The sequence below is a fragment of the Shouchella shacheensis genome, assembly GCF_001484965.1.
Taxonomy (GTDB): domain Bacteria; phylum Bacillota; class Bacilli; order Bacillales; family Bacillaceae_D; genus Shouchella; species Shouchella shacheensis.
The window spans coordinates 1-19362 of record NZ_KQ947399.1; the positions used below are offsets into that span (position 1 = coordinate 1).

Consider the following 19362-nt stretch of genomic DNA (forward strand, 5'->3'; position numbering starts at 1 on the left):
TGTTTGAAAATTCTCTAGCTGAAAAAATGATGGTTTTTCAGTGGCCTCGTCTCATCGCCGGCGTTTCTTTTGTTTAGAAGGAAGTCATTTCTATACTAATAGCTCTATAGCTCTTCAACGACCAATGCGTCTCTAAAAATCAAGACAAGAATCGCCACGGCAAAGCAATAGACCGCGAAGTACATTAATTTGCTTTTTCTCAAAAGGCTAATCAACCAGACAATCCCTAGCCAGGAAGAAACAAATGCTACCACAAATGCCGCGCTTAGTTCCAGAACACCTGTGCTCGCAAGAAGCGCACCGGAAGACAGATCGCCGATGGCCAGCACGGATGAGCCAAGAATTACCGGAATCGAGAGCAGGAAAGAATAACGGACCGCCGTTTCTTTTGATAGCCCGGCAAACATCCCGGCAATTAATGTGGTCCCGGAGCGAGAAAGACCGGGAATCAGCGCCAGGGTTTGACCAAGACCGACGACAATGGAATCAAGAAACGTCATCTCTTTTTCTGTACGGTTTCCATGTCTGATAAAACGTTCTATAATGATAAGGAACAACCCAGTAACCGCAAGCGCAAGGGCAATGAAAACAGGAGCTTTAAACGTTTCGCTTATATAATCTTCGAAAAGGATGCCTGCGACCCCTGTAATCCCTGTTGCGATGATAATATAGAGACCAAAAAAGAACATCGTTTTGTTCTGGGCAGAACGGTCTGTAAAATAGGCAAAAAACCCGCGAATAATCTCGATTAAATCCTTTCGGTAAAAGAGAATGACAGCGAGAACGGAGGCCAGGTGAAGCAAAATTTCAAAACTTAGTCCTTCAAAAGAAGTGTTAAATAGGCTCTGTACGAGAATCAGATGGGCGGTGCTTGAAATTGGTAGAAATTCACTAATGCCTTGCACAAGCCCGAGCACAATTGCTTCAAATAAATCCATGAGTGATGGTTCCTTTCTATTCCAATAAGTAGAAGTAACTTTTTCATTCTAGCAAACTTTAAAGCAATCGAAAAGAGGAGATTGTTTACTTTAGAGAGGATGACCTAAATGAGAACAAAACGTGTCGTGACATTCGCCGTACTGATTCTCGCGGCGGTTGCGATTTTCCTGTTAGTGTTTCAATTTGACTCCAAGCAAGTTGGCGTTCATGAAGGCAATATTGCCGAAGATTTTACACTTGGCATGCACGAAGCCACTGAAGGCTCTTTGTCTGACTATGAAGGCGATGTCATCGTTTTGAATGTATGGGCCTCATGGTGCACACCGTGCGTGCGAGAGATGCCGGCGTTAATGGAACTTGCGGACGCGTATGAGAACCAAGGCGTCTCCGTGGTGACGGTGAATTGGCAAACCTCGGAAGTGCAGCCGAGCAATAGTGTCGATTTTATTGAAGAGCAAGACATTACCCTCCCCGTATTTTTCGATGCAGAAGGAGCGTTTAGCGAGCAGTACGGCATACGCTCCATGCCAACGACGTATATTATCAATCGAGACTTTGTAATCGAAGACATCATTGAAGGAGAGGTTCACTACGAGATGATGGAAGAACGCGTGCACCCGCTCCTTTAAATGAAGGAGGTTGAAACGTGACAAGAGCTCATGTACGTGTAACCGAGATACTGAAGGAAACCTCTGACGTCCAGCTGTTGCAAACATCCGCTGGTGCAGGCGAGGCGATTCTTTACAAAGCCCTTTTTCGCCCTGCCCAAGTAGGAGAGGAACTCACGGTCAACACGGCCGCGAAAACCTTAGGTCTTGGTACAGGAGGCGTCGATTTTGTGACCTCTACCTCTGGGGAATCTCCTACCCCCGTAGATGGACACATCCTTAAGTGGCGCTACACGCCAAATCAGCATGCCGTGGAAGCAGTGGAAGCACAGGAGTCCGCCTACCACTCTCAATTTAGGGACTCCTTTTCGCTGTACGGGGCCCCGGTGCTGCTGGCTGAACTGCACAGTATGGTTCCCATTATTCACACTGCCGCTAGAGAGTTTATAGAAGACGGTCTCATCGCTTTTATTTTTGATGATCAGGCCTCTTTATCCCTTTCCTTTAGCCGTCACCTCCAGCATTTAAAGAAGCAGCCGAATGTGAAAACGGTGACGATTGGTCAGGCGACGGGCGGCGACTTTGAAGCCGTCACACTTGTCTCTGCCTTGCAATTCGCTAAAGAAATTTTGGGCGCGCGTCTGCTAGTTATCTCGGTGGGTCCGGGCGTTGTGGGCACGGGCACGACATATGGGTTTTCTGGGATGGTAAGCGCCAGCTGGGCGAACACGGTTGGCGCGCTTCAAGGAAGGCCCGTTTGGGTCCCGCGCCTTTCCTTTCTCGAACAGCGTTCGCGGCATTTCGGGCTGAGTCACCACACGATCACGCCGCTGTTTTCCTTCACCTATGCGTTGTCGCTTCTGCCGCTTCCCAAGCTTTCTTTCGAGGAGCGCCATCTTCTGGATCAACAACTGACCTACGCAAGCCGAGGGGCGCTTAATCGACATGGGGTCGTCTACATGAGTGATGGTCGCGGCGAGGAGTTCCTCCTGAATGTTCTCTCCCATCTTAAGACAGATGTTCAAACAATGGGGCGATCGGTTTCTTTGGATCGAGCGTTTTTGATCGGCGTGACCGAGGCGACACGCTTTTGTTTGAGGGGACTTTCATAGACCGCTACTTGCCAGTCTCGAACGGTATCAAAAGTATGAGCCATTTCTTTTAATTTTGCGAGCACTTCCCATTTTTTTCCGGTTAAGACAACGCTAGAGGCGTGGACGTAGATGCGCATTTCGACCCTCCTTTTTTTCGTAGTGTGATACACTCATATGAAAGACATACGTAAAACATGTGAGGAGAGAGTGAATGGTGGATCATTTAATAGAGAAGACGCTTGCCAGAAAGACCCTATACAAAGGAAAAATGATTGATGTGTACCTCGAGGATGTCGAGCTGCCGAATGGCAAGCAGTCGAAACGGGAAATCATCAGACACCCTGGCGCTGTAGCAGTTGTTGCACTAACGAGCGAAGGAAAGCTCGTGCTCGTTGAGCAGTACCGCAAAGCGCTTGAGAAGGCCATCATTGAGATTCCAGCCGGCAAGCTTGAACCGGGAGAAGAACCGAAGAAGACGGCAGGGCGCGAATTGGAAGAGGAGACGGGCTACCTCGCAAGTCAGCTTGACTTCATCGCTTCCTTCTATACCTCACCAGGGTTTGCCGATGAGCTCGTGTACATCTATGAGGCAAAGGGGCTGAAGGCAGGGCGCGTGAGCCTTGATGAGGACGAATTTGTGGACCTGCTAGAAGTCACGTTAGAGGAAGCGGAACAGCTCGTGGCCGAAGAGCGGATTCATGACGCGAAAACATGCTATGCGATCCAGTATCTGCGGCTCGCGCAAAAGAGGAGCTGACTCGGTTTCTCGCAAATACGCTTTTAAGCTGTCATAATCCCCTCGCTTGTTCATAGACTTATGAATAAGCAGAGGAGGGACAGGCCGTGAAGTCGAATCGAATCTATGAAGCGATACATGCTCATGTGGCCGAGCACCGGACCGTCTACATTTTTACATCCATCTTGTTTCTCATCGGCGTTGTCTTTGGTGCCATTGTTGTGAACAGCTTGAATGTGACACAGCGCCACGACCTGTTTACGTATGTGAGCCAGTTTTTTTCGGAGATGGACAACGGCTTTGTGGCCTCATCAAGCGAGCTGTTTGTACATAGCTTCTTGCACTACGGGAAGTATTTTGGTTTCATGTGGATTCTTGGCATCTCGATTATCGGTTTGCCCGTGATTTTTGTATTGCTATTTATCAAGGGCCTTGTTGTTGGATTTACGGTCGGGTTTCTTGTTAACCAAATGGGGGCCCAGGGGTTTCTTTTAGCTTTTGTCGCTGTTCTGCCACAAAACATTATTCTTGTCCCAGCCTTTATTATCGTTGGAACCGCAAGCGTCGCCTTCTGCTTGAAGATGATCAAGCAAACGTTTGCGAAAGGAATGAACGAGCCGATTTTTCCGCAGTTCCTGCGTTATTCGCTCTTGGTGCTCTGTGTAGGAGCGTTTGTAACAATCGCCTCCTTTTTTGAAGCGTATATTTCACCGGTGTTAATGAGAATGATTGTAGGATCTTTTTAAACTGAATGTTACTTGATAATCATTATAAAAATTTTACTTAATAATCATTATCAATTGACACTGTTTCTTCTTCCGTCTATAATGAGAATCAGCTTCACTTGTTAGGAGGGGGACTCAAGATGGAAAACCGTTTAGAGCGCATTAAAAAGCAGTTGCATGCTCAAAGTTACAAGCTCACGCCTCAGCGTGAAGCGACGGTCATGGTTTTACTTGAGCACGAAGAGGATCACTTGAGTGCGGAAGACGTGTACCTCCTCGTCAAGGAAAAGGCCCCAGAAATTGGACTCGCCACCGTGTACCGCACGCTTGAGCTGCTAACAGAATTGAAAGTCGTTGATAAAATTAACTTCGGGGACGGTGTTTCCAGGTTCGATCTTCGCCGTGAAGGAGCCCAGCACTTTCACCATCATCTGGTTTGCATTGAGTGTGGGGCCGTTGACGAAATTCAAGAGGACTTGCTTGGAGATGTGGAAGCTGTCGTCGAACGTGATTTCTTATTTAAAATTAAGGATCACCGTTTAACCTTTCATGGCGTGTGCCATCGATGCCAAGTCGCGGAAACTTCTGATGACAATGAGAATCAACCAGTGGAAAAGCAGTTAAACGAACAAGTATAAAAATGATTAGAGGGAATCGTCGGTGGAGGCGGTTCTTTTTTTGTATGGCGAGGGAGGCGATGACCGAGTGAAGGGGTAGGCAAAATGTGAGCGAGAAGCGCTGGATGTGCGGGAGAAGGGCTCGGATGTGAGAGAGAAGCACGCGGATGTGGGTGAGAAGCACATGGATGTGAGAGAGAAGGGCGCGAATGTGGGTGAGAAGCATGCGGATGTAGGGGAGAGGCACGCGGATGTGGGGGAGAGGGCTCGGATGTGAGAGAGAAGCGCTGGATGTGCGGGAGAAGGGCGCGGATGTGGGTGAGAAGCACGCGAATGTGGGGAAGAGCCCCTAATGTGAAAGGAAGAATCCGGAAAATAAAAAACGCATAGCAACATCTGGGCTTGCATCAACCAATCCAATGTCTACAACCAAATGCAAGGGTATAAAACGCCTCTCATCTGGCATAGATTGTACCAAAGGGATGAGAGGTGAGGAATTTTAAATGAAGACAGGCTTTCAAGTGGTTCTCCAGACGGGGAAGACGATGATTCTATTTGTCGGGTGCACGCTGCTCTTCTATTATGGTATTCTATGGATAAATGAAGAATACTCTAGCTTTCATCGCTATGATGAGCCAAGTGGAAAGGCGATGAAAGTGTTTAAGATGGAAGAGGGGGAGCGTCCTTTAACGGTACAGGAGCGCCTGGCTCTTTTTTATCGAATGGGGGAGTAGCAGGAGGCTTTCGGCGATGAAGCATGACATTCAGGAGTTTATTCATTTTATTCAAGTCGAGCGTGGGTTATCGGTGAACACGGTTGTTTCCTATCGGCGTGACATTGAACACTACGCGAAGTATATGGAACGAGTGGAGCAAATCACGTCATTTGGCGCGATTGAGCGTCCAGCGATTGTCAATTATCTTTATGAGTTAAGGGAAGCCGGGAAGTCAGCGAGAACGGCTGCTCGCTCTGTAGCTTCCATCCGGGCGTTGCACCAATTTTTGCAAAGAGAGGGTTTCTCAGATTCTGACCCGACCGCGCTTCTGGAAACGCCACGAGCGGAAAAAAAGCTCCCGCAAGTACTTTCCTTAGAAGAAGTCGAGGCGCTTCTCGCGTTTCCAGGCACGAGCTCTGCTTTCGAGATTCGAAATCGCGCGATGCTAGAAGTCATTTATGCGACAGGGATTCGCGTGACGGAGCTGATTACCGTAAAAACCGCAGACGTCCACTTGTCTTTAGGGTTTGTGCGAATCGTAGGCAAAGGCGACAAAGAGCGAATTGTTCCGCTTGGGGGGAAAGCAACCGAGGCGTTAGGCGATTATTTAGAACGTGGACGACCTGAGTTGCTCAAAGCCAAACGTCATGATACGCTGTTCGTAAATCATCACGGGAACCCGCTTAGCCGGCAAGGGTTCTGGAAAATATTAAAGCAACTTGCAAAAGGTGCCCATATTGAAAAAGAGTTTAGCCCTCACACACTCAGGCATTCGTTTGCGACCCATCTGCTTGAGAACGGCGCAGATTTGCGTGCCGTACAAGAAATGCTTGGGCATGTGGATATCTCGACAACGCAAATTTATGCGCATGTGACGAAGACGCGTATGAAGGATGTGTATTCACAGTACCATCCGCGAGCGTAAGTGCTCGCTAGCTTTACTTGTCAGACCTCTGACAAGATACATAAAACAATTGGATTGTATGCGGCTTCAGAAAGCGGGTATAGTGGAACTAGGGAGGAAATGGAATGAAATACAAGTCGTTTAAACGCGTCTTTCTGATTGTGATGGATTCGGTGGGGATTGGAGCCGCTCCGGACGCGGAAGCATTTGGTGACGTAGGAACGCACACGCTTGGTTCGATTGCGAACCATTTGAACGGCCTAAACGTCCCGAATCTGGAGAAACTAGGGTTGGGTCGAATTCGCACGGTCAATGGAATAGCCCCTGTGGAAACCCCACTTGCGAGCTATGGCATTATGCAGGAAGCATCGGTCGGAAAAGATACCATGACCGGCCATTGGGAGATTATGGGTTTGAACATCAAAGAGCCCTTCCGCGTCTTTCCGAAAGGGTTTCCAACGGCATTGCTGGACGAACTAACAGAAGCGACAGGGCGAGGCATTCTCGGAAACAAAGTCGCCTCGGGCACGGAAATCCTAGACGAGCTAGGAGCCGAGCATGTGCAGACGGGCGACCTCATCGTCTACACATCCGCCGACTCCGTTTTGCAGATTGCAGCTCATGAGGCCGTTGTCCCGGTTGAGGAACTTTACGCGATCTGTGAAAAAGCGCGAGAGCTCACGTTAAAACCGGAATATATGATTGGTCGCGTGATCGCCAGACCATTTGTTGGCGATGAGAGTGGCTGGAAGCGGACGGCCAATCGTCACGATTACGCATTGAAGCCATTTGGCAAAACCGTCATGAATGAGCTAGAAGATGGCGGCTATGATTCCATTGCCCTTGGGAAAATTTCGGACATTTACGATGGTGAGGGGGTAACCGAGGCGATTCGCACGGTTTCCAACGACGACGGGATGGACAAGCTGATCGCTACAATCGACAAGGATTTTACCGGGCTGTGCTTTTTGAACCTCGTAGATTTCGATGCGCTTTATGGTCACCGACGGGACGTTGAAGGCTACGGAAAGGCGCTTATCGAGTTTGACGAACGCCTGGATGAAGTCATCACCACTCTTCGTGACGACGATGTATTGATAATTACAGCCGATCATGGAAACGATCCGACGCACACGGGCACCGATCATACACGAGAGCTCGTCCCTTTGCTCGTCTACGCCAAAAACAGCCCGGCGTCTGATCTAGGAAAAAGGCAGACGTTTGCCGATATTGGGGCGACAATTGCGGAAAATTTCCAAGTCGAAAAGCCTGCCTACGGGCAAAGTTTTTTACCATCACTAAAACGCAACCATTAAGGATCGACGTAGAGGAGAGACAACAATGACAGAGATCAAGCATGTGCAAGAGGCGGCGCAGGCGGTGAAGGAAAACATCGCCGTTGCTCCAACGATCGGATTAATTCTCGGTTCAGGCCTAGGGGTGCTCGCTGATGAAATTAGCGAAGCCGTGAAGCTGCCGTATGAACAGCTGCCTCACTTTCCGGTGTCAACGGTCGAAGGTCACGCTGGCCAGCTGGTCGCAGGGAAGCTAGAAGGACAAGCGGTGATCGCCATGCAGGGACGATTTCACTTCTATGAAGGGTATTCCATGCAAGATGTCACGTTTCCTGTGCGCGTGATGAAAGAACTTGGTGTCACGCAGGTGATTGTCACTAACGCTGCTGGCGGCGTGAACGAAGCCTTCGACGCGGGAGACTTGATGCTCATTACGGATCATATTAACCATATGGGCGCAAACCCGCTCATTGGAAAAAATGAAGAGGCGCTTGGCCCACGTTTCCCGGACATGTCGAATGCTTACAGCGAGAAGCTCCGCGCTCTAGCTCGGAAAAAGGCAGGAGAACTAGGGCTTCGCTTGCAAGAAGGGGTGTACCTCGGAAACAGCGGTCCCACCTATGAAACGCCCGCCGAAGTTCGTATGGCGCGAAAGGTTGGTGGGGACGCGGTCGGGATGTCCACGGTGCCCGAGGTCATTGTCTGCCGCCATGCCCAACTGGAAGTGCTTGGCATTTCCTGTATTTCCAATATGGCTGCAGGGATTCTGCCCCAACCGTTAACGCACGCCGAAGTAATGGAAACAACGGAACGAGTAAAGAGCGATTTTCTCGCACTGATCAAAGCGATTGTGCACGATATGAACTAAAGGAGACGAGAAGCGATGAGTTTGCTAGACAAAATCAAAGAATCGGTCACATTTATTCAAGAAAAGGGAGCTCTGAAGCCGGAGATAGGCCTCATTCTCGGTTCAGGCCTTGGCGAGCTTGCCGATGAAATCAAGAATCCAACGAACATTGCTTACGAAGACATTCCGCATTTCCCAGTCTCTACGGTTGAAGGCCACGCCGGTCAGCTTGTGCTTGGTGAGCTAGAGGGGAAACCTGTGATTGCCATGCAGGGACGCTTTCATTATTATGAAGGCTATTCTATGCAGGAAGTGACCTTTCCGGTTCGCGTCATGAAGGCGCTTGGCGCAAGCCTTTTGCTTGTGACCAATGCTTGCGGGGGCATGAACAAAACCTTTAAACCTGGCGATCTGATGGTCATTACCGATCATCTCAATATGACTGGAGACAACCCGTTGATTGGAGAGAATGTGGCAGAGCTTGGCCCCCGCTTTCCGGACATGAGCCAAGCCTATTCCTCACAGCGTGTGGCGTACGCGCTGAAGGTGGCCAAAGAACTCTCGCTCGACGTGCAGCAAGGCGTCTATGCTGGGGTTACGGGTCCTACATACATGACCGGCGCGGAGCTCATCATGCTGCGTGAGCTAGGCGGGGATGTCGTTGGCATGTCCACCATTCCGGAAGTCATCGTGGCTGCGCATGCGGGACTTGAAGTTTTGGGTCTTTCCTGTATCACCGATATGGCGATTGGCGAAACCATCGAAGGCATCACCCACGAGGAAGTGGTCGAAGTGGCCAACCGTACCAAGCCGGTGTTCATTCAATATGTCAAAGCGCTCGTAAAAGACGCATAATAAGAAAAGCGAAGGCGGGTTGGTCAGGAGCGAGAATTTTGGAGGCCTGACAAAAGAAATCCCGCCTTTGGATTTCGTTGTCAGGGCGAAAAATCTCGACGCTCCTACCCGCCGTAGCTAGACAAAGAAAAGCGAAGGCGGGTTGGTCAGGAGCGAGAATGTTGGAGACCTGACAACAGAAATCCCGGTTTTGGCTAACGCTTGCCAGGGCGAAAAATCTCGACGCTCCTACCCGCCGNGGGCGAAAAATCTCGACGCTCCTACCCGCCGTAGCTAGACAAAGAAAAGCGAAGGCGGGTTGGTCAGGAGCGAGAATGTTGGAGACCTGACAACAGAAATCCCGGTTTTGGCTAACGCTTGCCAGGGCGAAAAATCTCGACGCTCCTACCCGCCGTAGCTAGACAAAGAAAAGCGAAGGCGGGTTGGTCAGGAGCGAGAATGTTGGAGGCCTGACAACAGAAATCCCGGTTTTGGCTAACGCTTGCCAGGGCGAAAAATCTCGACGCTCCTACCCGCCGCAGCTAGACAAAGAAGCGGAGGCGGGTCACAGAAGGCCCGGCCTTGGCTTGATCTGGCGGCGTGAAGGACTTCGAGCGAGTGGGCGCCGAAGCGAAGAGAATAAAGAAAGGGGAGCGGACAATGAGGATGGTAGACCTGATTGAGAAAAAGCGGGACGGAGAGGCGTTAACAAAAGAAGAAATCGAATGGATGGTTGCAGGATACACGAACGATGAAATTCCTGATTACCAAATGGCGGCACTTTCCATGGCGATCTATTTTCAAAACATGACCCCAAAGGAACGGGCGGAGCTTACGATTGCGATGGCGAATTCCGGGGATACGATTGACCTGTCAGGAATTGACGGTATCAAAGTCGACAAACACTCGACCGGTGGGGTTGGCGACAAAACCACCATTGCTCTCGCACCACTTGTCGCCTCGCTTGGCGTCCCCGTCGCTAAAATGTCGGGGCGTGGCCTCGGGCACACGGGAGGAACGATTGACAAATTGGAAGCGATTCCGAATTTCACTTGTGAAATCGATACGGAGCAGTTCCTTTCCCTCGTCAATGAGAATAAGCTCGCCGTCGTCGGGCAAACGGGCAACCTTACCCCTGCAGATAAAAAACTTTACGGTCTCCGCGATGTCACAGGAACGGTGAACGCTCTTGGCTTAATCGCCAGCTCCATCATGAGCAAGAAAATCGCTTCAGGGGCAGATGCGATCGTACTTGATGTGAAAACCGGGTCAGGTGCTTTTATGAACAGCCTTGAGGACGCGAAAGAGCTTGCAAAAGCGATGGTTGATATCGGCAATGACATTGGCCGTAAAACGGTGGCCATCATTTCTGACATGAACCAGCCGCTCGGTCGGACGGTCGGAAACGCGCTTGAAATCCAGGAAGCGATTGACGTCGTCAAAGGAGGCGGGCCCGAGGACGTTCGCGAGCTCTGTCTCACCCTTGGCAGTCAAATGGTCTACTTGGCAGAGAAAGCGAACTCGGTGGAAGAGGCGAGAAGCATGCTTAAAGAAGCCATGGCCTCTGGGGCAGCGGCGAAGACATTAAAAACATTTATCGCCGCTCAAAACGGGGACGACAGCGTCGTGGACGATCCAAAGAAGCTGCCGCAGGCGACGTATACACATGAAATTAAGGCCAATGAAACAGGTTATGTTAAAGTTATTGCCGCAAATAAAGTCGGTGTGGCAGCGATGCAGCTTGGAGCAGGACGCGCAACGAAAGAAGATACGATTGATCTTGCCGTGGGGCTTGTGATGAACAAAAAAATCGGGGATTATGTGGAAGCAGGAGAATCGCTTGTCACCCTCCATGCCAATCAAGAAGTGGTAGATGATGTTGTCGAGGTGGTTATGAGCGCCTATGAGTTCAGCAAGGAAACCATAGACAAACCAACGCTTATCTATAAACAAATGTGAAAAAGGCGCCGGACCAAGTCCGGTGCCTTTTGTCTAGCTCCAGCGGGTAAGAGCTTCGAGGTTTTTCGCCCTGGCAAGCCTTAGCCAAAACCAGGAGTTCTTTGTCAGGTCTCCAACATTGTCGCTCCTGCCCAACCCGCCTGCGCTTGTCGTTTTCGCTACGTAAATGAAACCGTTTCGGGGGTGTCGTCCTTGCTGTTCATTAAGCGAATCGTCTCTGGCTGAAGTTCTAAAATGATCATGCTCTCATCCTCCGGCCCGTCAAAATAGAGCCCCATCGTGTCATTCCAAAAACGCTCGCGCCACTCTTTGCCTTCTCGGATGACCGCTTTGCCTTGAAATTCAATGAACTCATCACCAAACCCCTCCCCGTCATAGCCGAGGAGGACATGGATGGCTGGATTTTCCTCCACTTCTTCTGTCTTATACGTTTCCTTACTCGTCGGGGTAAAGAGGGTAAATTTTTCATGGAAGAACGTCATATAGCGGGAGTGCGGCTTTCCGTTTTTCACTGTTGCAAGCGAACCAACCTTGTAATCGTCCATAATCGCTAAGGCTCGCTCTTTAGCATCTAGTTTATTCATGATAGAAATCTCCTTTCCTTTCTTAAACTAGTCGTAGTATTCCTGTTCACAGCAAAATAAAACCTCAAAACGCATGTTTAAACTTTCTCCCTAACGTGTATACAGTAAGTGAACGATTTAATGAATCCAATGAGTGATAAAAGGAGTGTTTTTCTGATGGCAGATATCGTATACACATCAAAAGCGACAGCACAGGGTGGCCGTGAAGGGCATGTGGCCTCCGATGACAAAAACATTGACATTGATCTTGTGAAACCAGGGTCAAAACAGGAAGGCACGAATCCAGAGCAGCTGTTTGCCGCTGGGTATGCTTCTTGCTTTGACGGTGCATTGAATCTCATGGCATCGAATGCAAACAAAGAGATTGAGTCTACAACGACTGCCCATGTTTCCCTTGTTAAAGATCCTAGCGATGACGGATTTCAAATTGGGGCTGAGTTAGAAGTCTCCATCAAAGGCGTTTCCCAAGATGAGGCGCAGGACCTCGTGGAAAAAGCGCATAACTTCTGCCCATACTCAAAAGCAACGCGTGGGAACATTCAAGTGAAGCTAACAGCTAAAGCGGAATAATAAGGGGGATGATCGTTTGTCACTAGCAAAGAACCTCAAGCATTTAAGGCAAATTCATTGCGAGGACGGTTGCTTAAGTATTTATTTACGTACCAATCAGGCAAGCACGGACCAGCAAAAAGGCGAATGGAAAATTCGATTGAAGAATGGGCTGAAAAAGCTAGAAGAATATTTGCAGGCAAGTGACAATGATACAGAACTCAAGGCGTTCCAAAAACTGAAGAAACAAGCGGAAGCACAAATTACGGATTTGCAACCGGCGATGCCAAAAGCTGTCGTTTTTATCGGCTCTGCTACGGGAGAGGTGCAGTTGACGAAACTTCAAGTGCCTGTGGAAAACGAGTTCCGCTGGGAGAGACAGCCTGTTGTTGACCAATTAGAGACACTGCAAGCCACCTATCCACGCTCTGGCATTCTCCTTATCCAAAAAACAGACGTGATCGCTGTTGAGACAAGCCTTGGAGAAGTAGAGGAAGAGAGAACGTATTCCTGGGATATTGAAACAGAGGACTGGAAGGAGTATGTGGGCTCCGGCTCAAGTGAAAATGTCGGGGCTGCACTCCATCGTGACCAGTTCGACGATCGCTTTGATGCGAATCAACAGCGCTGGTTCAAGCAGCTAGCTGCAAAGATCGATAAGCGAGCGAAAGACCGCGGGTGGAACTCCGTCCATCTCGTTGGGTCACCGGACCAAACAACTGAATTTGAGCGGCAGCTGACGTTTAAAGAGGTGGTTGTCGTGAAGAAGAATTTAGCGAAGCTCAGATCCCATCAGATCGTGGATGAAGTATTTGAGCCGAGTGCTTAATAAATCAAAAGCCTTGCCAAAGTCTCGATAGACGTTGGCAAGGCTTATTTGTGTGTGTCAGAAAACTAAATAGTTCGGCTGTCGAATCAAATCTGTTGACAGGTCCCCAACGGTTCATTATAATCGTCACGTAGAGAAAACCAATGGGTTTTTGAGTGACTCACTGGTTTAGTGGGCCATGAAAGGGGAGGGTTCTCCTGATGAAAGAGAAGATTCTACAGCAAGCGTTGAAACTCTTTTCCAATGAGGGATATTTTTCGACGCCGATGCAAAAAATTGCCCAGCAATGTGGCATTTCAAAAGCGTCATTATATAAGCAGTTTGAATCCAAAGAAGATTTGTTGATCCAAGCGTTTGAGTATAGTTTAAAGCAAATGTTTCACCGGGCGATGAGCATTAATCTCGATTCGTCCCTATCCAAAATGGAACAACTCGAACAAAAAATTGTGCTTGAGCTCGAAGTCAATAAAGAGCAGCGAGCGTTCATTCAAATGATTGTGCGCAGCTTGCCCAAGGAGCATAATAAAGAAGTCATTGGATTGATGAAACGAACACGATCCGCTCTGCTCAACTGGCACCGAGACTCCCTGCTTGAGGCTTTTGGAGAGGAAATTGGTTCGAATGTCTGGGACCTGGTGCTCGTGTTCCAAGGAACCCTTCGTGAGTACGTGACACTCGTGGTTGACGATAAAAAGAAGCTCTCGCCGCCACTGATCGCAGAGCAAATCGTGAAGATGCTTCAGACGCTTGTAGAGCATACCAAGAGCTGGCCTGAGGTTCTGACGGAATCTGCGATGAGTGATGTCAAAGAGCAAAACCATAAGCTTCATATTAGCAACGAAGAACGCCTGCAAGAACTCGCCAGGCGGATGGTTCAAAAGGTAGAAGCCACTTGCTCTCTTCCCCAAGGTTCCAATGTCCATAAGGCAGCCTATGAGCTGCAAGAGCAACTAGAAAGAGAAGAACCGAAACCTTACTTGGTGGAAGCTCTTGCTCTATATATCCTGACGCATGTAGATATTAAGGATGAAATCGAAACGGTGCAGGCGCTTTTAAACGCCTCCCCGTAAATAAAGAAGGTACAAATGTATGAATAACCGAAAACCAACTGAACCAGCTTCGTTTAACAAGAAACCAATCGTTGCGGTCTTGCTCGTGGGCGCCTTTGTGGCGATTCTCAACCAAACCCTTTTAACGACCGCCTTGCCTCATTTAATGGACGATTTGGCCATTAACGAGAATCAGGCCCAATGGGTCACGACGAGTTTCATGCTGGTGAATGGGATTATGATCCCGATTACGGCTTTTTTAATTGAAAAATTTTCATCACGTTCGCTTTTCTTATTCGCAATGACTTTGTTTGCCGCTGGAACGCTTCTCTGTGCGCTGTCGCCGACGTTCCCCATTTTAATGGTAGGTCGGATTGTACAGGCTGCGGGCGCTGGGGTGATGATGCCGCTCATGCAAACCGTCTTTCTTCTTATTTTTCCAATCGAACGTCGGGGTGCAGCGATGGGGATGGTTGGACTTGTCATTTCTTTTGCCCCTGCCATTGGCCCGACGCTGTCCGGGTGGCTTGTCGGCTCCTATCATTGGACGATTCTCTTTTGGATTATTCTTCCGATAGTCATCATAGATATCATTGCTGCCATCTTCCTAATGAAAAACGTAACAACGCTTCGGAATCCAAGACTGGATATTAGTTCCATTGTCCTGTCGACGCTCGGGTTCGGTGGCTTGCTCTATGGGTTTAGCAATGCCGGACAATACAGCTGGGGAAGTATGCTTGTTGTCCTCCCGATAATTATCGGCGTCATCACGCTGATGATGTTCATTTATAGACAGCTTCATCTTCAAACGCCTGTTCTTGAGTTTCGCGTTCTTCGGTACAAAGTGTTTACATTGACGACGGTCATCGGGATGCTTGTCTTTGTGGCTCTTGTCGGACCGGCCACCTTACTGCCGATCTTTATGCAAAATACCCAGGGGTTCAGTGCGCTGGAAACAGGATTAACGATTATGCCTGGAGCCATTTTGATGGGGATCATGTCTCCAATCACTGGTCGCATTTTTGATAAAGTCGGGGCTCGAACTCTTTCGATTGTCGGACTTGCGCTCGTGTTTATAACGTCAGCCATGTACACCAATTTATCGACAACAACCCCCTTGACCTATTTAACCATCGTCTATGCCATTCGCATGTTTGGCGTTTCGCTTGTCATGATGCCCGTCACTACCGCTGGAATTAACGTGTTGCCGAGGGAGTTAATTCCGCATGGAACGGCGGTCAACAATACATTGCGCCAAGTCTCGGGTTCAATTGGGACAGCGATCCTGGTGACCGTTATGACCTCTTCGGCTGCCGCCAGTCCGGGGGATGAGAACGCGATGGTTGACGGATTCAACCATGCCTTTATGGTCGCTACGGCTATCGCCTTCATTAGCTTAGTTCTAGCGTTTTTCATTAAGCGTAACGAACGTAACGATGGATCGCAGGAACAGGAACAAGAGACACAAGGCTACAATCAAAAGCCAGTCACTGAAAGTTAAGGGAAAAAGAAGTTTGCCTCTCCGTTGAACAGGGTATTTTATTTGTAGAAGCAGATAGAAGGAGAGATAGACAATGAAGGAATATACGGTTGTACCAAACAAAGACGCCACCACATGGTATGTAAAAGCGGAGGATGTCGCTCCCATTGAAGAATATGATCGGCAAACAGAAGCCGTGGAAGAGGGAACGCGTCTAGCGGAAGTGCACAAACCGAGCAAGCTGATTATTTTTGATGAAAACCATGAAAAACAAGAAATCAAAACGTTTTAATCGCGAAGCGCAGGTGGAAGCCTGCGCTTTTCGGTTATAAAAGGGAGCATGGCCTCTTCTTCGTAAAATTTTCCTTTCTCCTCTATCGAACGTATGTTATGCTATTTTAGATAAGCAAACAAACGATCGTTCGACAGTTAGGAGCAACATACCGTGACGGGAAAAACACATATGGTCGGCGGTCTGGTTCTGTGTCAAGCGCTTGATAGCTACGTACTGACACAAGCAGGCACGCCTCTTTTTTACATAAGCGGCGTGGGCGGGGCTTTGCTTCCAGATATCTGCCACGCTCATTCAAAAATCGGAAGGCGCTTGCCTATCGTGTCGCGCGTGATCGCTGCTGTTTTCGGTCATCGTACATTTACGCACAGTCTTCTGTTTCTGGTGCTTGTTTCGTTTCTTTTGAATCTCCTAATGCCGGATGCAACGATGGTGCAGCTAGGCATCCTGACAGGCGTTATCAGTCATGTCATTCTGGATGCCTGGACGGCCAGAGGCGTTCGTCTTCTCTACCCGCTCGACTTGCGAATTCGCTTTCCTCTATTCATTCGTACGGGCGGCTGGGGGGAAAGCGTGGTTCTTGGACTTGGCGTTCTTTTTCTTGCCTGGCAGTGGTGGGGAGACTTCATCCATCTGCTAGTAGGTGCCGTGGCATAAGATGACATCATACCACTCATACTAACTTCAAATAAAGCTAAGGAGATGGAATGATGTGTGGAGGCAACTAGTGCTTTTGGCGATTCTTTTCGCGTTGCTTGTTGGTTGTTCGTTCAACCAATCAGGGGAGACGAGCGAGCGCCTGCACCGCAGGGAGGACATTTCCCGAGGACATGTCGTTCACCAAGGAGACGATGAGGGCGAGCCGCAAGAAGTAGGGGATACGGAGGGGGAAGGACGCACCCAGTCAAATGTAGTGGATAACGTGACGTTGCAGAAATTGTATCCAAACGTTTTGGCTTTGCACGGTCCGGGAGATGAGAATGTCATCGCGCTGACCTTTGATGACGGACCCGATCCCACATACACGCTGCCGCTTCTCGATCTTTTGAAAAAAGAAGGAGTGAAGGCGACTTTTTTTGTCTTGGGGTCGCGGGTGCACGATCATCCGGAACTGCTACGGCAGGTGGCCGCTCGTGGCCACAGCATCGGCAACCACACCTACACGCATAAAAAGCTCGTTGAATTAGACGAACAGGAGCTTGCCGAGGAGATAGAGCTTGCTGAAAAGGTGATTAGCGATGTCATTGGCCGTAAGCCGAGGATGCTTAGGGCGCCTCACGGATTTCTTAATGAAGAAGTGATGGACTCGCTTCATGAGCGTAACGTTTCCGTCATCGGCTGGAGCATCGACTCTCTCGACTGGCAAGAGCCGCCCGTGGAAGAGTTGGTTGAAAATGTAATGGGGCAAGCAAGCCCTGGAGGAATTGTTCTTCATCACGACGGAGCGGGCAACCTTTCGACAATGCTTGAAGCCGTGGAGCAAGAAATTCAACAACTGAAAGCAGAGGGGTATTCGTTTGTCACAGTCCCTGAGCTGCTCGATATTCCGGGAATGAACTAAAGAAGGGCGTACGCGTAAATGGCGTACGTCTTTTTGTGTCTAGCTCCGGCGGGTAGAAGCGTCAAGATTTTTCGCCCCGATAACGAAATCCAAGTACTAGATTTCTTTTATCGGGTCTCCAAAATTTGCGCTTCTGAGCAACCCGCCTGCGCTTTTCGGTGTTGTTTTTTTGAGCGGCTAGGCTAGCCCCATGTTGGTGTCAGTGATACCGAAGCCGACGTGAGCGGTAATGTAGAGAGTGCGACCGTATTAAAAATGACCTGAGTGAGATCCTGTCCCTTCTTAGCGAGTTCAGTTTCGACATGGTGGCAGGGTGGTTTTCCTCTCCATTCCTCCCCATAGTAGTGGCACTCCCGGCAAGAGGTTTCCCACTCATACACCCTTCACTTTTTCCACCCCTCCCCACGTATAAAAGCCGCGAGAATGGGAAAACTAGCGAATAGTTTTGTATGCCATTGAGACGGAGGTCGAAAGATGAAGAAGATATGGATTGGGTTTTGGGTGTTTCTACTGTTTTTCGCAAGTGTGACGCCACATGCATTTGCGGAAGAAGAGAAAAAGCCTGGGGATGCGCTGAATTTGGCAGAAAAAGCGTCGTCTGCAATTGTGATTGAGCGCGATACCGGGGAAGTGCTGTTTGAAAAGGATAGCGACAAATCGTTTCCACCTGCGAGCATGACGAAGATTATGACGATGCTTCTTATTATGGAAGCGATTGATGAAGAGCGATTGGCCTATGATGATATGGTTCGTGTCAGTGAACGCGCTGCGTCTATGGGAGGTTCCCAAGTGTTCCTGGAGCCGGGAGAAGAAATGACCGTGGAGGATATGCTTAAAGCGATTGCGGTGGCTTCCGGAAATGATGCGGCTGTTGCGATGGCTGAGCATATTGCTGGCTCGGAAGACGAGTTCATCAATAGGATGAATGAAAAAGCAAAAGAACTCGGTCTTGAGCATACGGAGTTTCATAACTCGAACGGATTACCGGTGGCCGATCACTACACGTCTGCCCACGACTTAGCGGTCATGAGCAAAGAGCTTTTAAAATACGAAGAAATTACACAGTATACAGGGATTTATGAAGATTATTTGCGAAAAGGCACCGATAACGAATTCTGGCTCGTCAATACGAACAAGCTCGTGAAATTCTATCCGGGGGTCGACGGTTTAAAAACCGGTTATACAAGTGAAGCGAAGTACGGGCTGACGGCAACGGCTGAGAAAGACGGCATGAGAGTGATTGCTGTGGTTATGGGTGCTCCTACGCCGAAGGAGCGCAATGCACAAATCACGGCGATGCTGGATTATTCCTTTAGTCAATATTCGACCACACAAATGCATGAGCGCGGAGAAGTGATTCAGGACGTCAATGTAGCCAAAGGGGAGAAGGATCATGTCCAAGCCGTTGTCTCCGAAAAAGTATCAATTCTCACCAAAAAAGGGATGAAGGTCGATGACGCCACTGTCAAGGCAGACGTAAACGAACAACTCCAAGCGCCGGTTAAACAAAATGAGGTCATCGGTAAGCTTGTGGTTGAAAACGACGGCGACGTTTTGTCGGAAACAGATCTAGTTGCAGGCGAAGATGTGGGAGAAGCTTCCTGGTGGACGTTGGTTAAGCGTATGATGACGAAATTTGGAGGCTAGCCTCGACTTATCCGTCTTTCACACTAGTTTTGTCACACACAAGGATTCCCCCCCTTCTTAAGCGAATAGTGTGTGTAACAAAGCATCAATGTGTGCT

The 19362-nt window shown here is 49.1% G+C and carries 23 protein-coding genes; 20 read left to right on the forward strand and 3 right to left on the reverse strand.

The genetic code is table 11. The features are described from left to right. Positions 1-104: 104 nt before the first annotated feature. Entirely contained in the window at positions 105-938 is an 834-nt protein-coding gene (uppP, locus tag AVZ68_RS05585; protein ID WP_059103556.1) for an undecaprenyl-diphosphatase UppP, read from the reverse strand. Between the two features lie 108 nt (positions 939-1046). Between uppP and AVZ68_RS05590 the strand changes: the two genes are divergently transcribed. Together AVZ68_RS05590 and AVZ68_RS05595 are read left to right on the forward strand one after the other, a co-directional pair. Next, on the forward strand, positions 1047-1568 hold the full coding sequence (locus AVZ68_RS05590) for a TlpA disulfide reductase family protein (protein ID WP_059103557.1): 522 nt from the start codon (positions 1047-1049) through the stop codon (positions 1566-1568). 17 nt (positions 1569-1585) lie between these two features. Then, the gene (locus tag AVZ68_RS05595) at positions 1586-2659 is read left to right on the forward strand and encodes a DUF3866 family protein (RefSeq protein WP_059103558.1); all 1074 of its coding nucleotides are present in this window, start codon (positions 1586-1588) and stop codon (positions 2657-2659) included. Here AVZ68_RS05595 and mciZ read toward each other — a convergent pair. Then, positions 2569-2778: a Z-ring formation inhibitor MciZ gene (mciZ, locus tag AVZ68_RS19715; protein ID WP_082676325.1), complete on the reverse strand. Its 210-nt coding sequence runs from the start codon at positions 2776-2778 to the stop codon at positions 2569-2571. The genes AVZ68_RS05595 and mciZ overlap by 91 nt on opposite strands. A gap of 74 nt (positions 2779-2852) precedes the next feature. Between mciZ and AVZ68_RS05600 the strand changes: the two genes are divergently transcribed. The 10 genes from AVZ68_RS05600 to AVZ68_RS05640 all read left to right on the forward strand — a co-directional run bounded on the left by AVZ68_RS05600 (position 2853) and on the right by AVZ68_RS05640 (position 11274). Beyond that, positions 2853-3398 carry an NUDIX domain-containing protein gene (locus AVZ68_RS05600; protein ID WP_059103559.1) on the forward strand — a complete coding sequence of 182 codons (546 nt, stop codon included), beginning with the start codon at positions 2853-2855 and terminating at the stop codon, positions 3396-3398. A gap of 86 nt (positions 3399-3484) precedes the next feature. Continuing rightward, complete coding sequence (gene spoIIM, locus AVZ68_RS05605) at positions 3485-4123, forward strand: stage II sporulation protein M (RefSeq protein ID WP_059103560.1); 639 nt, start codon at positions 3485-3487, stop codon at positions 4121-4123. Positions 4124-4242: 119 nt separating this feature from the next. Beyond that, positions 4243-4740, forward strand: a complete 498-nt coding sequence (gene fur, locus AVZ68_RS05610; protein ID WP_059103561.1) for a ferric iron uptake transcriptional regulator — start codon at positions 4243-4245, stop codon at positions 4738-4740. A gap of 127 nt (positions 4741-4867) precedes the next feature. Further along, positions 4868-4996, forward strand: coding sequence for a hypothetical protein (locus tag AVZ68_RS20835; RefSeq protein WP_281176584.1), 129 nt, complete (start codon positions 4868-4870; stop codon positions 4994-4996). Positions 4997-5222: 226 nt separating this feature from the next. After that, positions 5223-5453: a YqzK family protein gene (locus AVZ68_RS05615; protein ID WP_059103562.1), complete on the forward strand. Its 231-nt coding sequence runs from the start codon at positions 5223-5225 to the stop codon at positions 5451-5453. A gap of 16 nt (positions 5454-5469) precedes the next feature. Further along, entirely contained in the window at positions 5470-6360 is an 891-nt protein-coding gene (gene xerD, locus AVZ68_RS05620; RefSeq protein ID WP_059103563.1) for a site-specific tyrosine recombinase XerD, read from the forward strand. 104 nt (positions 6361-6464) lie between these two features. Continuing rightward, positions 6465-7655, forward strand: coding sequence for a phosphopentomutase (deoB, locus tag AVZ68_RS05625; protein WP_059103564.1), 1191 nt, complete (start codon positions 6465-6467; stop codon positions 7653-7655). Between the two features lie 25 nt (positions 7656-7680). Continuing rightward, a complete protein-coding gene (locus AVZ68_RS05630) occupies positions 7681-8502 on the forward strand; it encodes a purine-nucleoside phosphorylase (RefSeq protein WP_059103565.1) in 822 nt (273 codons plus the stop codon). Between the two features lie 15 nt (positions 8503-8517). Then, complete coding sequence (locus tag AVZ68_RS05635) at positions 8518-9336, forward strand: purine-nucleoside phosphorylase (RefSeq protein WP_059103566.1); 819 nt, start codon at positions 8518-8520, stop codon at positions 9334-9336. 639 nt (positions 9337-9975) lie between these two features. Beyond that, on the forward strand, positions 9976-11274 hold the full coding sequence (locus AVZ68_RS05640; RefSeq protein ID WP_059103567.1) for a pyrimidine-nucleoside phosphorylase: 1299 nt from the start codon (positions 9976-9978) through the stop codon (positions 11272-11274). 158 nt (positions 11275-11432) lie between these two features. Here AVZ68_RS05640 and AVZ68_RS05645 read toward each other — a convergent pair whose 3' ends face one another. Beyond that, a complete protein-coding gene (locus tag AVZ68_RS05645) occupies positions 11433-11858 on the reverse strand; it encodes a pyridoxamine 5'-phosphate oxidase family protein (RefSeq protein ID WP_059103568.1) in 426 nt (141 codons plus the stop codon). 156 nt (positions 11859-12014) lie between these two features. Between AVZ68_RS05645 and AVZ68_RS05650 the strand changes: the two genes are divergently transcribed. The 8 genes from AVZ68_RS05650 to AVZ68_RS05685 all read left to right on the forward strand — a co-directional run bounded on the left by AVZ68_RS05650 (position 12015) and on the right by AVZ68_RS05685 (position 19265). Continuing rightward, positions 12015-12428, forward strand: coding sequence for an organic hydroperoxide resistance protein (locus AVZ68_RS05650; RefSeq protein ID WP_059103569.1), 414 nt, complete (start codon positions 12015-12017; stop codon positions 12426-12428). A gap of 16 nt (positions 12429-12444) precedes the next feature. Then, entirely contained in the window at positions 12445-13236 is a 792-nt protein-coding gene (locus AVZ68_RS05655) for a VLRF1 family aeRF1-type release factor (RefSeq protein ID WP_245628065.1), read from the forward strand. Positions 13237-13436: 200 nt separating this feature from the next. Continuing rightward, positions 13437-14306 (forward strand): TetR/AcrR family transcriptional regulator, encoded by an 870-nt coding sequence (locus AVZ68_RS05660; RefSeq protein WP_059103570.1) that lies wholly within the window; start codon positions 13437-13439, stop codon positions 14304-14306. A 19-nt stretch (positions 14307-14325) separates the two neighbouring features. Next, positions 14326-15786, forward strand: a complete 1461-nt coding sequence (locus AVZ68_RS05665) for an MDR family MFS transporter (RefSeq protein WP_059103571.1) — start codon at positions 14326-14328, stop codon at positions 15784-15786. A gap of 73 nt (positions 15787-15859) precedes the next feature. Further along, positions 15860-16057 (forward strand): DUF2188 domain-containing protein, encoded by a 198-nt coding sequence (locus tag AVZ68_RS05670; RefSeq protein WP_059103572.1) that lies wholly within the window; start codon positions 15860-15862, stop codon positions 16055-16057. Between the two features lie 153 nt (positions 16058-16210). After that, on the forward strand, positions 16211-16714 hold the full coding sequence (locus AVZ68_RS05675) for a metal-dependent hydrolase (protein ID WP_059103573.1): 504 nt from the start codon (positions 16211-16213) through the stop codon (positions 16712-16714). Between the two features lie 55 nt (positions 16715-16769). Then, positions 16770-17618, forward strand: a complete 849-nt coding sequence (locus AVZ68_RS05680; RefSeq protein WP_180316674.1) for a polysaccharide deacetylase family protein — start codon at positions 16770-16772, stop codon at positions 17616-17618. Between the two features lie 474 nt (positions 17619-18092). Continuing rightward, positions 18093-19265, forward strand: coding sequence for a D-alanyl-D-alanine carboxypeptidase family protein (locus AVZ68_RS05685; RefSeq protein ID WP_059103575.1), 1173 nt, complete (start codon positions 18093-18095; stop codon positions 19263-19265). The last annotated feature ends 97 nt before the right edge of the window (positions 19266-19362 follow it).

Coding starts and splice junctions, on each gene's coding strand:
- AVZ68_RS05645 (WP_059103568.1), bottom strand. CDS start 11,858: ATGAATAAACTAGATGCTAAAGAGCGAGCCTTAGCGATTATGGACGAT.
- AVZ68_RS05590 (WP_059103557.1), top strand. CDS start 1,047: ATGAGAACAAAACGTGTCGTGACATTCGCCGTACTGATTCTCGCGGCG.
- mciZ (WP_082676325.1), bottom strand. CDS start 2,778: ATGCGCATCTACGTCCACGCCTCTAGCGTTGTCTTAACCGGAAAAAAA.
- AVZ68_RS05685 (WP_059103575.1), top strand. CDS start 18,093: ATGAAGAAGATATGGATTGGGTTTTGGGTGTTTCTACTGTTTTTCGCA.
- uppP (WP_059103556.1), bottom strand. CDS start 938: ATGGATTTATTTGAAGCAATTGTGCTCGGGCTTGTGCAAGGCATTAGT.
- AVZ68_RS05600 (WP_059103559.1), top strand. CDS start 2,853: ATGGTGGATCATTTAATAGAGAAGACGCTTGCCAGAAAGACCCTATAC.
- fur (WP_059103561.1), top strand. CDS start 4,243: ATGGAAAACCGTTTAGAGCGCATTAAAAAGCAGTTGCATGCTCAAAGT.
- AVZ68_RS05660 (WP_059103570.1), top strand. CDS start 13,437: ATGAAAGAGAAGATTCTACAGCAAGCGTTGAAACTCTTTTCCAATGAG.
- xerD (WP_059103563.1), top strand. CDS start 5,470: ATGAAGCATGACATTCAGGAGTTTATTCATTTTATTCAAGTCGAGCGT.
- AVZ68_RS05615 (WP_059103562.1), top strand. CDS start 5,223: ATGAAGACAGGCTTTCAAGTGGTTCTCCAGACGGGGAAGACGATGATT.
- deoB (WP_059103564.1), top strand. CDS start 6,465: ATGAAATACAAGTCGTTTAAACGCGTCTTTCTGATTGTGATGGATTCG.
- AVZ68_RS05630 (WP_059103565.1), top strand. CDS start 7,681: ATGACAGAGATCAAGCATGTGCAAGAGGCGGCGCAGGCGGTGAAGGAA.
- AVZ68_RS05635 (WP_059103566.1), top strand. CDS start 8,518: ATGAGTTTGCTAGACAAAATCAAAGAATCGGTCACATTTATTCAAGAA.
- AVZ68_RS05670 (WP_059103572.1), top strand. CDS start 15,860: ATGAAGGAATATACGGTTGTACCAAACAAAGACGCCACCACATGGTAT.
- AVZ68_RS05640 (WP_059103567.1), top strand. CDS start 9,976: ATGAGGATGGTAGACCTGATTGAGAAAAAGCGGGACGGAGAGGCGTTA.
- AVZ68_RS05650 (WP_059103569.1), top strand. CDS start 12,015: ATGGCAGATATCGTATACACATCAAAAGCGACAGCACAGGGTGGCCGT.
- AVZ68_RS05665 (WP_059103571.1), top strand. CDS start 14,326: ATGAATAACCGAAAACCAACTGAACCAGCTTCGTTTAACAAGAAACCA.